Origin of the sequence: Pseudomonas sp. P5_152 (genome assembly GCF_033989915.1) — a bacterium.
Taxonomy (GTDB): Bacteria; Pseudomonadota; Gammaproteobacteria; order Pseudomonadales; family Pseudomonadaceae; genus Aquipseudomonas.
This window is the reverse complement of sequence record NZ_JASFAH010000002.1, coordinates 1-12,684: the sequence shown is the minus strand read 5'-3', so window position 1 is coordinate 12,684 and position 12,684 is coordinate 1. Positions and strand designations below refer to the sequence as shown.

Here is a 12,684-nt window from a genome sequence, read left to right as displayed (position 1 = left end):
ACACAGTCCACCTCTTTCAGAATGAGCGGAGTTTGCCTTGCGTCTGTTTCACACCTCCGACTGGCACCTTGGGCAAAACCTGCATGGACAGGAACGCGACTACGAACACGGTTGTTTCCTCGACTGGCTGCTGCGTCAACTGGGGCAGGAAAAGCCCGACGTGCTGCTGATCGCTGGCGATATCTTCGACACGGTCAACCCACCGGTCAAAGCCCAGGAACGCCTGTACGACTTCATCGTCAGTGCCCACGAACAACAGCCCGCGCTGAGCATCGTGATGATCGCCGGCAACCACGATTCCGGCTCCCGGATCGAACTGCCCGCACCGCTGATGCGCCGCCTGCGCACCCACGCCCTGGGCCGAGTGCTGTGGCTCGATGATGGGCAACTGGATGCCGAACGGTTGCTGATCCCGCTGCCCGACGCCTCGGGCGAGATCGCCGGCTGGTGCCTGGCACTGCCATTTCTGCGCCCGGCCGAAGTCACCGGCGCCCACCTGGGCGACAACTACCTGCGCGGCATCGGCCAGGTGCATGAGTGGCTGATCGCAGCCGCCAACGCCAAGCGCCAGCCGGGCCAGGCACTGATCGCCATCAGTCATGCGCACATGGCCGGCGGCTCGGTGTCCGAGGACTCCGAACGCAGCCTGATCATCGGCAACGCCGAAGCCCTGCCCGCCAGCCTGTTTGGCCCGAGCATCAGCTACGTTGCCCTCGGCCACCTGCACAAGCCGCAGAAGGTCAACGGCGAGGAGCGCATTCGCTACTGCGGTTCGCCCATCCCCTTGTCGTTTTCCGAAATTGGCTACCAGCACCAGATCCTCGACGTGCGTCTTGACGGCTCGACCCTGGTCAGCGTCGAGCCGCGCCTGATTCCGCGGGCAGTCAATCTGCAACGCATGGGCCCGGCACCGTTGGCCGAGATCCTCGGCCAACTGGCAGCACTGCCCGACATCGACCTGCTGGCCGATGTCCAGCGCCAGCCCTGGCTGGAGGTACGGGTACGCCTTGACGAGCCGCAACCGGACCTGCGCCAACAGGTGGAAAGCGCCCTGCAAGGCAAAGCCGTGCGCCTGGTGCGGATCGCCGCCGAATACGCCGGCAGCGGCGCTGGGGGCGGCAGCGATGAGGGCGACACCTTGATCGAACTGGACCAACTGACGCCCCAGGAGCTGTTCAGTCGCGCCTGGCTGGATAATTACGGCAGCGCCGTCGACGAACAGACCCTCAGCGATTTTGCGCAACTGCTGCAAGACGTTCAGCAGGAGAGCGAACAGCCATGAAGATCCTCGCCATCCGCCTGAAGAACCTGGCCTCGCTGGCCGGGCCGTTCGAGATCGACTTCAGCGCCGAACCGCTGGCCAGTGCCGGCCTGTTTGCGATCACCGGCCCCACCGGCGCCGGCAAAAGTACCCTGCTCGACGCCTTGTGCCTGGCCCTGTTTGGCGCCGTACCGCGACTCAACAACACTGGGCGTGACGCCAAGGTCCCGGACGCCGACGGCGAAATCGCCACCGGCGATCCACGCACCCTGCTGCGCCGCGGCACTGGCGACGGCTACGCCGAGGTCGACTTCCTCGGCATTGATGGCCGGCGCTACCGCGCGCGCTGGGAAGCCAACCGCGCCCGGGAAAAAGCCAACGGCAAACTGCAGGCCAGCCGCCAGAGCCTGCGCGACCTGGACACCGATCAACTGCTGGCCAGCCAGAAAGGTGAATACAAGACCCAGCTCGAAGCGGTACTGGGCCTGAACTTCGAACAGTTCACCCGGGCGGTGATGCTCGCCCAGAGCGAATTCAGCGCCTTCCTCAAGGCCGACGACAACGACCGTAGCGAACTGCTGGAAAAACTCACCGACACCGCGCTCTACACCCGTCTGGGCAAACGCGCCTTCGACAAGAGCAAGGAAACCCGCGAGCTGCACAAACAGCTGCAGGACCAGGCCAGCGGCGTCACCCCCCTGGAGCCCGAGGCCCGCGCCGAACTCGACCAGCGTTTCAGTCAGGCCCAGCAGCAGCTCAAGACCCAGCAGGCGCAGCTCAAGCAGCTGGAACTGCAGCACACCTGGCTCAAGGAACTGCAACAGATCCAGGACCAGCAACTGGCGGGCGCCGAACAACTGCAACAAGCCCAGCACGCCTGGGATGCCCTGGCGGACGCACGGCTGGACCTCAAGCGCCTGGAGCACCTGGCCCCGCAACGTCACCAGTTTGCCCGCCAGGCCGAGCTTGATGCGCAGTTGAGCCCCTTGGCCGCATCGATCCAGCACCACAGCGCCCAACAGGCCGAACAACTGGCCCGTCAGGCACAGTTGGAACTGAGCCTGGAGTCGGCCAAGGCGGCACTGATTCAGGCGCAACAGCAGCACACCAGTAATGCTCCGCTGCTGCGTCAGGCGTTCGAAGAGCAAGGCAACCTGGCGCGACTGACCCAGGCCATCAGCGCCTCGGCGGAGCTCAAGCATTCCGCCGAACAGGCAAGCCTGCAAGGCCAGCAAGCCATCACCCAGATGCTCGAACAACAACAGCGCGTGGCCGAGCGCCTGGTCAGCATCGCCAGCCAGTTGGAGCAAAGCCTGCAGTGGGCGCCGGTCAGCGATGCCTGGAACCTGCACCGCGAGCGCTTGCAGCAACTGATGCTGGTGGGCAATCGCCTGAAACAAGGCGAGGCGGAACTGCAGGGCCTGCAACATCAGGCGAGCACCAGCGCCAGCCGCCTGGAGGAGCAGCGTCAGCTGCTACAGGTGCTGTACAGCGAAGCCGATGTCGAACCTCAGGCAGTCGCCGAGCAGATCCAGATTCTCGGCAGCCTGCTGCAAGACAACCGCAAGCAACTGCGGGCGGTGGAAGAGCTGACGCGGCTGTGGGCCAACCAACAGGAGCTGGACAATCGCGGGCAAGCCCTGCAACAGCGCCTGCACAGTGCCCAGGGCGAACGCGAACGCCTGACCCGCGAAGGCGTTCAAGCCAAGGCCGAGCTGACCGTGGCCGAGCAGACACTGACCGTCACCCAAGCGCTGCTTGAGCGCCAACGCCTGGCCCGCAGCGCCAGTGTCGAGGAGTTGCGCGGGCAGTTGCAGGACGATCAGCCATGCCCGGTCTGCGGCAGTGTCGAGCACCCGTATCACCAGCCCGAGGCCTTGTTGCAAAGCCTGGGCCGACACGATGAAAACGAACAGGCCAGCGCCCAGAAAGCCGTCGACCTGCTCAAGGAAACCCTCGCCGAACTGCGCGCCGAAGTCGGCGGCGTGATCGCCCAGCAAAAAGAGCTTCTGCAACAGCAGGAAAACCTGCTCACCCAGCAGCAGAGCCTGGCCCCGAGCCTGGAAGCCCATCCGCTGGCAGCCCAGTTGCTGGCGCAGGATCCTGGTCGCCGCGAAGCCTGGCTGACCCAGCAAAACACTCAGTTGAACCAGAACCTCAGCCAGGACGAACAGCGCCAGGGCGCCCTGCTCACCCTGCAACAGGACGCCGCGCGCCTGGCGCAGCAACTGCAGGCCGCCGAACAGGCCAGCCAGCAGGCGGCGCAACAGCTGACCCTGCAGCAGCGCGAGCTGGGCAACGACCGCCTACGCCTGGACGAAGAGCTTGCCGCTTTCGCCAACCTGCTCCCGAGCGCCATCCTTGAAGGCCTGCGCCATGAACCTGCGGCGACCTTCCTCCAGCTCGACCAACAGGTGGCCCAGCGCCTGGAGCAACTGGCGCGCCAGCGTGAAGAACTGGACGAGCAGCAGCAACGCCAGCCAAGCCTGGAAATGGAACAAGACCGCCAACTGACCCGGCTGCAACAGACCGAGGCCGCGCAACAGCAGCACGCCCTGCTCAGCGCACAGCTGCACGGCGCCCAACAGCAACTCAGTGCGCTGCTGGGTGACCAGCCGAGTGCCGAAGCCTGGCAAACACAACTGGAGCAAGCGCTCGAACTGTCGCGCCAGGCACAAGCCACGGCCAGCCAGCAACTGCAGGAAGTGCATAGCCAGCTCATCCAACTGGCAGCCGAACTCAAGGCCCAGCAACAGCGCCAGCAGGCGCTGGACAGCGAACGCCAAGCACTGCAGAGCAACGTCGCCGAATGGCGTGCCCTGCACCCCGAACTCGACGACGCAGGCCTTGCGCAGTTGCTGGGCTACAGCGACGAACAGGTCAGCCAGTTGCGCCAACAGTTGCAACGCAGCGAAACCGCGATCGAGCAAGCCAAGGTCTTGCTGCAGGAACGCGAGCAGCGCCTGCACGAACATCAGGCCCAGCACAACGCTTACCTGGACGGCGAACAACTGGCCGCGGCCCTGGGCGATCTGCAAGCACAGGCCGCCATCAGCGAACAACAATGCGCCGAGTTGCGCGCACAACAGGCCGAGGATCAACGACGCCAGGATGCCAACCAGGCGCTGGCCCAACGCATCAGCCAGGCGTATCAGGAGTGGCAGCGCTGGGCCCGGCTCAATGCCTTGATCGGCTCGGCCACCGGCGACACTTTCCGCAAGATCGCCCAGGCCTACAACCTCGACCTGCTGGTGCATCACGCCAACGTGCAATTGCGCCAACTGGTGCGGCGCTACCGGCTCAAGCGCGGCGGCAGCATGCTCGGCCTGCTGGTGATGGACACCGAGATGGGCGACGAACTGCGTTCGGTGCATTCATTGTCCGGCGGGGAAACCTTCCTGGTCTCGCTGGCGCTAGCCCTGGGCCTGGCCTCGATGGCTTCGAGCACCTTGAAAATCGAGTCGCTGTTCATCGACGAAGGTTTTGGCAGTCTCGATCCGGAGTCGCTGCAACTGGCGATGGACGCCCTCGACGGCCTGCAGGCCCAGGGACGCAAGGTGGGGGTGATTTCCCACGTGCAGGAAATGCACGAGCGGATTCCGGTGCAGATTCAGGTGCGTCGCCAAGGCAACGGACTGAGCACTCTGGAGGTGAAATGAACCGGCTGTATTCCTTCCGCCGCTGCCCCTACGCCATGCGGGCACGCATGGCGCTGCGTTATAGCGCGGTGCCATTGGCCATCGTCGAAGTCAGCCTCAAGGCCAAGCCGCCGGAAATGCTCGCGCTCTCCAGCAAAGGCACGGTGCCGGTACTGAGTACCGATGGCCGAGTGATCGACGAAAGCCTGCAGATCATGGCCTGGGCGCTGGCGCAGAACGATCCCGAGGACTGGTTGCTCAAGGACAACCCTGTCGCTCAATCACTGACGGCGGCGCTGATCGAAGAAAACGACCAGGTGTTCAAGGTCAGCCTCAATCGCTACAAGTACGCCGAGCGCTACCCGCAGCATTCCAGGGAGCACTACCGCAGCGAGGGCGAAGTGTTCCTGCGCAAGCTCGATGGCTTGCTGCAACAGCAGCGCTATCTAGTGGCCGATCACCCAAGCCTGGCCGACATTGCCCTGATGCCCTTTATCCGCCAGTTCGCCCACGTCGACCGCGACGGCTTCGCGCAGCTGCCGTATACGCAGTTGCAGGTGTGGCTTGAAGGGTTGATCGAGTCAGCGTTGTTCACGGCGATCATGGCCAAACAACCCGAGCATCACTGATACCACTGAATCAAGCACCATTGATGTTGGCTATGCCGGCCCCATCGCGGGCAAGCCCGCTCCCACAGTGATTTTGGGGTGTTCGCAGATTTTGGGTACACCCACTCAACATGTGGGAGCGGGCTTGCCCGCGATGGGGCCGGCACATCCAACATCGGCGGTGCTTGGCAGATCAATGCTGGACTTTATGATCCAGCGCCGCATAGAAATTGGCGCTCTGTTGCAGGTATTTCTGGGTGTAGGTCTGGGTGCCGGTTCTTTTGTCGTTGATCTCGACGCTGGCATTGGCTGGCAGCACGACGCTGGCTGAGATGGCGGACGCGGCGATGACGGAGAAGAGATTGAAGTTCATGGCGGTAACCCTCGTGTGCAGTTGGCTTGCTTGCCTGTGTAGGCCGTGAAGCAAACTTACGCCCGAGGGTTGGCGCGCTTGAAATCTTTTGTATCAGTAGCCGATATCACTGCGATTAATACAACGGTGCAAGCCCCGCCAGGCGGGGCCTCACGCTTACGGGCGGGACAGGAACTTGAGATCGCTGGGCGCATCAAACGCCAGCTTCTGCACGGTTTTACCCAGCAGGCCGCTGTGTCCATCACGCTCGATGACGACGATCTGGTTACTTTTCTGGTTGGCCACCAACACAAACCGGCCACTCGGATCGAGGCTGAACTCGCGGGGATGATCGCCTTCCACCGAACGCCGTTGCAGCTCTTTGAGCTCACCCGTGCTCGGGTCGATGGCAAACACCAGCAGCTCGTTGGCCGTACCGCGGTTGCTGACGTAGAGGAACTTGCCATCGGCAGAGGCATGCAACGCGGCTGCGGCTTTTTTCGCCGCTGGCTGCCCGGCTGCCAGGTCCACCAGTTGGCGCTGGGTCAGCGTGCCATCCTGGTAGTCGAACACCGCGACTTGCGCGCTCATCTCCATGCTCAGGTAGGCATGCTTGCCATCGGCGGCGAACAGCAGGTGCCGTGGCCCGCTGCCTGGTGGCAACTGCACCGAGGCTGGCGTGGCGGCCGTCAGCGGGTGCTCCGGATTAGCCTTGGGGTCGTAGCGATAGACAAACACCTGGTCGGCCCCCAGGTCATTGGAAAACACGAACCGACCGTCCGGTGACGACACCGTCGAATGCACGTGGGCCGACAGCTGGCGCTCAGGATTGACCCGGCTCGCCGGATGGCTGCTCAGTTGCACGGGTGGCGACAACCGGCCCTCGCGGCTGACCGGCAAGACCGCCAGGCTGCCACCCGGGTCGGCCGCTACCGAGTAGTTGCTGACGAACAGGTACTGGCCATCGGCGCTGAGGCTCGAATGAGTCGGCTCGTTGCCCAGGCTCTGTACCTGGTTGATCAAGCTCAGTTGGCGGGTCTTCGAGTCGATCGCCAGGCTGCTGACGCGTCCGACCACGTCAGCTTGTCCGGGGCCATTCTCGTTGACCACGAACAGTTGCCGCTGATCGCGGGACAAGGTCAGCCACGAAGGGTTGGCGCTCTGGAACACTTGCAACGGCGTGGCGTCGAGCTGGCCGCTGCGGCTGTCGAACTGCAGGCGATAGATGCCCTGGCTCTGGCCTTGGGTGTAGCTGCCGATCAACAGCTCGTGGGGCTCGGCGGGAGCGGCTTGCACCCCCATCGCGACGAAGCTGCTGGCCACCAGGAGCGGCCAGAGGTTACGCATCGCCATGGTCTTCGCCTTCATCATTGCTGCCACTGAACGCGCTCATGCACACCAGGCGGTGCTCACCGGCATCGCCGCTCAGGGTCCAGCTCTGCAGGTCGGCGTCGAACACGGCCGCCTGCACCTGGGCCAGGCTGAACACCCAATGCTTGATCGCGCGGCCATCCATGCACTCGATGTGCAACTGATCCTCCTCGTCCAACGAGAAGTCGAAGGCGTGCAGGCCATCGATTTCCAGCATGTCGCAGGTTTCGAGGGCGTTGAGCAGAGTCTTTGAAGCAGCAGTCATCACAATCCATCTTCAGTGGCAAAGACGCTGATGATAGGCCAATCCCCCGCGTCTTTCCCCTCTTGCATGCGTCAGTGATAACGGACTACCGCACATGCCCCGGACAGCCTTGCGATCCTTGCCGCGAAATCACACCTCCCACACCACAGAAAGGAATCTGCTATGCCGATCATTGCATCGACACCCGAGCCGGGCACCCGCCAGGCACTCACCCTGTTGCCCAACCGCGGCAACTTCCTTGCCGACGCCGTTGCCCGCCAGTTTGCCAGCCGACCGACCTTGCGCCAGGTGGTCGCGCAGGTCTTGCACGAGCGCATCGTGAAGCAGTACCCGCCGCTGTCCCTGGATCTGAGCAAGACCAAACTCGCCACGCCCAATCAAAACGGTGGCTGGGATCTCAAGCTGTTGATGGATGTAACCCTCGAGTACCTGGCCAATGACACACCGCTGAACTTTACCGTCAACGTCGATGAACGCCGCTGCTTCCTGACCCAGCAGGTGCCCACGCACCTGACCTATGAGGCCAATGGCAGCAAAGAGCCTGACATGGGCCTTATCGAGCGCGTGGTGGCAGACCTGGCCGACACCCTGAGCGTCGAGTACCAGGACGCGCTGACGGCCTACTGGAATCTACCGGGCGACACAGGCGTCAGCCGCTGGCAATGGCTGGGCGATCTGCTGGCCAGCAACCTGAGCAACGCTGCGAGTCTACTGTCGCCACAGCACCAGCCATTGCGAATGGTCCTTGATACGTTGACTCGCCACCCGGATCGTCGCGACCGCGAAGCACTGCCTCATCCTGACGGCTTCGTGCATGCGTATTGCCTTGAAACCTGTGTTATCCGAGACGGTGCGACCACGCGCCTGCTGGCTCCCGATCTGCTCGTGGTACAGGCCAGCCATATTCTGCTGTGCAAGGTATCTGGCAGCATCGAGTCTTATCCATCCATGGAGGCGTTCACCCAGGACTGGGGCGCGCACCTCACACGCCAGGTGCTGGCGGACCGGATCATCGTCAAGCGCTACGAACCCGACGGCAATATTTTCGATACCCAGGCCGCATTACTGCTCAATCACCAACTGGACGAACTCGACGCCATCCGCTTGCCGGCCAACCATGGCGAGCCGGTGTTGCAAAGGCTGTTCGCTGCCACCACCCATCCTGCACCCTACTTTATCGACGCACCGGTGCCCGATCAGCAACACCGCGCCAAAATCGAATCGACACTGCCGCAATGGCTGCTCGATGCCAGCCCCCGCGACCGTTTTGCCTATCGCCTGGAGACCATGGAGTTGGCGCGTCTGCAGCGAGAAACGGCAGGCGCCTCGTTTCTCGACGGCATCGAGAACCTGCACGCCTTCACCACCCGCACCTTGCGCGAGCTCATACGTCAGGACCACCCCGACGCCACCTGCGAGCCTGACGATCTGGAATTGACCTTCCATGTGCCAGTGGGTGACCTGGGTAGCGGCTACCTCGTCCCGGAGTCCATGAGCCTGACCGAGCTGGCCATCAAGAACCTCGCCAGCGCGCCGCACGGTCGCCTGAGCGTTCGCGACAAGACTGGAAAACCCGTGCCCGGGTGGCTGACCGCTGACTACCTGCTGGGTGAAAAGGGCCTGTTCAGCAGCACCGAAGGCCTGATCAGCCGAGCCAACATCGGCGAACGCTACCCGCAGAAAATCAACGAGCTGTTGCTCGCCAATACCGCCGAGTCGCAACGGCGCGAAGCCTTGTTCGGTGAGGAACTGAAGGTGCGCCTGCCCCTGCAGGCCCTGGAACACAGTATCCGTGCGCAACAGGGCTTTACGTTCCAGGGTTACCGTCACCTCAAGGCCTTGATGCACACCCGTGCCGCCGACCGCGTGGTTGACGATCAGGACATCGTGATTCGCCCCCTGGCGTTCATCCGCCAGCCCGGCGCGGCGGCAGATCCCGTCAATAACATGTTCATCGTTGAACCGCGCGATACCGGCAATGGCCCGCATATTCTCTATCGACCGCTGTATCAGGATTGCTTGCGCCAGTTTCCGACACGTGCCGCGCTATTACAGGCGATCACCCAGCCTGGAGCGCTACAGGACAGCGTCCTCAGCTGGTTGTCAGACAAAGCCCGGCCAATCTACAGCCACAATGGCTTTGCCAGCCCACATATTCTGCGCTTCGGCCCAGGCGACGACACCGTTGTGTGGACGGCTCCCGCCCCCGCACAATTGGCGGGGGACAACAATGCCAGCGAGGTTGCGGATTCCTTGGCGCAGTGCCTGGCCACCGGCCGGTTGACCCAGTACCTGTATGGCAGCAATGCCCGGACCCTGGTGGATCTGGCTGACCGGGAGTCGGTGTCCAATGCCGAAAGCCGCTGGGCGATCCTGATGGAGGGTGGCTGGCTGTTGTTCAATGCCGTGCTCATGCCCCTGTTGCGCGGGCCTGCCATGGTGGTCGGCTGGATGCTGCAGTTGACCCTGAGCCTCAAACAGGACATTACCGGGCTGGACAGTGATGACTCATCCACCCGAGAGCTGGCCTGGGTCGATCTGCTGCTCAACATCGGACTGATTGTGTTGCACAGTGCGTCACGGGAACATCCGGCCATTGAACCCGCAACACTTGAGCCCGTTGCTGAACTGCCGCTGGTCCTGGCCTCGTTGCGTCGACCGGCAACCGAAACCGCGGTTCAACCAACGGCAGCCATCGAACAGGGATCGGTCGGCCTACCTTCAGAGCCTCCCGCCGGCGACCACACCCTGGTCGACTTCATTCAGTCAAACGCACGAGACACGTCCAGCCGTCGACTGCTCGACGCCCTGCGAGAGCTCAGTGTCGTTTGGCCGGCGCCACCACCCTCCCCCGTGGAAATCGGTCTCTTCAAAGGCCTGTATCGCATTGACAACCGCTGGCACGCCTCGGTGGCCGGATTACTGTTTCGTGTCAGTATCGTCCCCGGATTTGCCGAGGTGTTCATCATCCATCCAGAAAAACCCTTGCACCCGGGATTCAAGCTCAGGACCGATGGACAAGGCCATTGGACCCTGGACCAGGGATTGAAACTGCAAGGAGGTGGACGGGACCAGCGCAAATCAGCCAAAGAGCTGGCGATAGCGAACAAACGTACGCTGGCATTGGCTGAACTCAATCGGATCGAAGACGCGCTGAGCGCCCAAATCGATCAGGCCAACCCGTTGCTCAGGGAGGTGGCGGTCGCCAGTCTGGTGAGCACACGCGTACGCAATCAGCTGAAAGACCTGCTACGCAGCCTGGGCAATGCACCTGACGACGAGGCCCTGATCGCCGAGCACGCGGCCAAAATGGTCCAGGGTGCCCGTGCCAGGCTGAATCTCCAGGTGGTCCTGGAAAAAAACCGGGTCGTTGTCGATCGGGTGATCGAAATACGTCGCGACCTGATAAAGGCCTACCCACAGATGAAGGAAGCCGATGGCAAGTTTGATGCCGAGACCAAGTCCATTACGCAATACCTGCAGATCCTGGCCGCCTACGAGGTTCGAACCCTTGAGCAGGCAAGCGTCTACGTGGCCTCCTTTACTTCCGAACGGGGTCAATCGCTGGCAGACATGTATGAAGCGATCCACGACGAAGCGTCGGCCAGGGTTGTCCATGACTTCGTGGAGACCAACTTCGCCGCCGCCGAACACTATGCACAGGCCGTCATGGCCTTCGAAGCCGCGCTGGAAGAAATGACCCAGCATTGCAAGACCGGCCCGGCACAGCGCGTCAAATTCCTCGATGCAAACCCCAAGCGTAAAAACTACACGCGACTCAGCGCGACCCTGGAGACACTCGATGCTCTCGTCGAGCTGAGCCTCGAACCCATCCCCCAGGCGACCACACCGCAGGAGGACTACTTCCTGACACTCCACATAAACCGCAAGACCTCGTTGTATGCCATGAAGGACTCCCACCTGGAGTTGCTCAGCAGCGAAGGGTTCAGCGTCTCGGAGCGCAAGGAAGTGCTGGCTAACCTGATCGAGCATTACAACCAGTACATTCAGACCAGCCGCGCACTGGTAGAGCTGGATTCCAACAGCGTCCACCCACGCTACATGCCTTTGTTGATCGAACACCTGGATTGGGTGCGCAACAGCGCCGAGGCCGAATTGGCGGCGGTGTTGCGCGAAGACGAGCACCTGACCCCGCCCGCAACTGTCGTCACTTCCCCGCCAACCACACCCCGCTCCAGACGCGTCTTCAAATCCCGGGACAAGGGCACCCTGGTGGGCGACCTGGTGCCTGCGGAGGCTGGGAGCACGTTCCCGACTATCGTCACCCGAAACCCCATCACCGAAGAGATCAGCGCGCGCTTCATGGAGAATCCCGACGAAGGCTGGGTGGAAATCGTCGAAGCAAAACCAACGCCACCGGCACCAAAGCCTCAAGCACGCGCCCTGGCGACCCTGCGCGCGGAAGGCAACCGGCTGATCGATGAAGTCCCCGCCATCGAGAAATCCATCGAGTTCCAGAAAAGGAAACTCATCGATCCACAACGACGCGATGAGCTCAATCCCCGTGACTGGAACGACATGCTCAGCCAACAGGCACAGCGGATCGAAGCGGTGGCCAGCGAAATCGAAAGCAACCACGGGGACAAACAGGACGCGATGCAGAGCGTTCAGCGCTTGCGCCAGGAAGCCCTCGACATCAGGAGCAAAGCCCAACGACATTGCAGCGAAGGCTACAAGGCCCAACGCCCCCGCGCTGAAAATATCGACTACCTGCGAGCCCACGGCGCGGTGGATATCGGCCTGGTCCACGGCCCGCAACCCACAGCCGCACAGGACTACGTCACGGAGTTCGCCGTACGCGAGAAGAACTCGCTCACGGTGTTGTGGTACGCCCACTTTCACTACAGCAGCACCACCAGCGCACCCGCAGCCTACACAGCCGCACACCTCAAACGTCCAGAGCATCGGTTTATAACGTTCAAGGACCTGCTGGCCCAGGCTGGAACGGACAACCGAAAAATCGTCAGGGACCTCTACAGCCCGATCTCCCCACCCCTGGATCGGCGACTGTTCCTCGACCTGCTGCCAGTCTGAGACCCAACAACCTGGAGGAGCGCGGATCCGCGCGGTGGGTACCCTGGACCACAAAGCAGAAGACCGCAGCCTTGGCTGCGGTCTTCTGTGTCCTTGGGGCGCTGGATCAGTGGGCAAACAGCGAGTTGCCCTTC

General features: G+C 62.6%; 7 protein-coding genes. 4 read left to right on the top strand and 3 right to left on the bottom strand.

Going from position 1 to position 12,684, the window contains the following annotated elements:
- The first annotated feature begins 37 nt into the window (after positions 1–37).
- From QMK50_RS00065 to QMK50_RS00055, 3 genes are read left to right on the top strand one after another with little or no spacing between them, the layout of a single operon-like run.
- Positions 38–1,282: an exonuclease SbcCD subunit D C-terminal domain-containing protein gene (locus tag QMK50_RS00065; protein WP_320332133.1), complete on the top strand. Its 1,245-nt coding sequence runs from the start codon at positions 38–40 to the stop codon at positions 1,280–1,282.
- Positions 1,279–4,920 carry an AAA family ATPase gene (locus QMK50_RS00060; protein WP_320332132.1) on the top strand — a complete coding sequence of 1,214 codons (3,642 nt, stop codon included), beginning with the start codon at positions 1,279–1,281 and terminating at the stop codon, positions 4,918–4,920. The genes QMK50_RS00065 and QMK50_RS00060 overlap by 4 nt, the downstream gene beginning before the upstream one ends.
- A complete protein-coding gene (locus QMK50_RS00055; protein ID WP_320332131.1) occupies positions 4,917–5,528 on the top strand; it encodes a glutathione S-transferase in 612 nt (203 codons plus the stop codon). Before QMK50_RS00060 ends, QMK50_RS00055 begins: the two co-directional genes overlap by 4 nt.
- Positions 5,529–5,700: 172 nt before the next feature.
- On the opposite strand, the gene QMK50_RS00050 is transcribed toward QMK50_RS00055, so the two are convergent.
- The 3 genes from QMK50_RS00050 to QMK50_RS00040 form a co-directional block, all read right to left on the bottom strand.
- Positions 5,701–5,880, bottom strand: a complete 180-nt coding sequence (locus tag QMK50_RS00050) for a hypothetical protein (protein ID WP_095168809.1) — start codon at positions 5,878–5,880, stop codon at positions 5,701–5,703.
- 156 nt (positions 5,881–6,036) lie between these two features.
- Positions 6,037–7,206: a lactonase family protein gene (locus tag QMK50_RS00045; protein ID WP_320334478.1), complete on the bottom strand. Its 1,170-nt coding sequence runs from the start codon at positions 7,204–7,206 to the stop codon at positions 6,037–6,039.
- Complete coding sequence (locus QMK50_RS00040) at positions 7,199–7,495, bottom strand: DUF5629 family protein (RefSeq protein WP_320332130.1); 297 nt, start codon at positions 7,493–7,495, stop codon at positions 7,199–7,201. Before QMK50_RS00040 ends, QMK50_RS00045 begins: the two co-directional genes overlap by 8 nt.
- A 162-nt stretch (positions 7,496–7,657) precedes the next feature.
- On the opposite strand from QMK50_RS00040, the gene QMK50_RS00035 reads away from it, so the two are divergent.
- The gene (locus tag QMK50_RS00035) at positions 7,658–12,550 is read left to right on the top strand and encodes a dermonecrotic toxin domain-containing protein (protein WP_320332129.1); all 4,893 of its coding nucleotides are present in this window, start codon (positions 7,658–7,660) and stop codon (positions 12,548–12,550) included.
- The last annotated feature ends 134 nt before the right edge of the window (positions 12,551–12,684 follow it).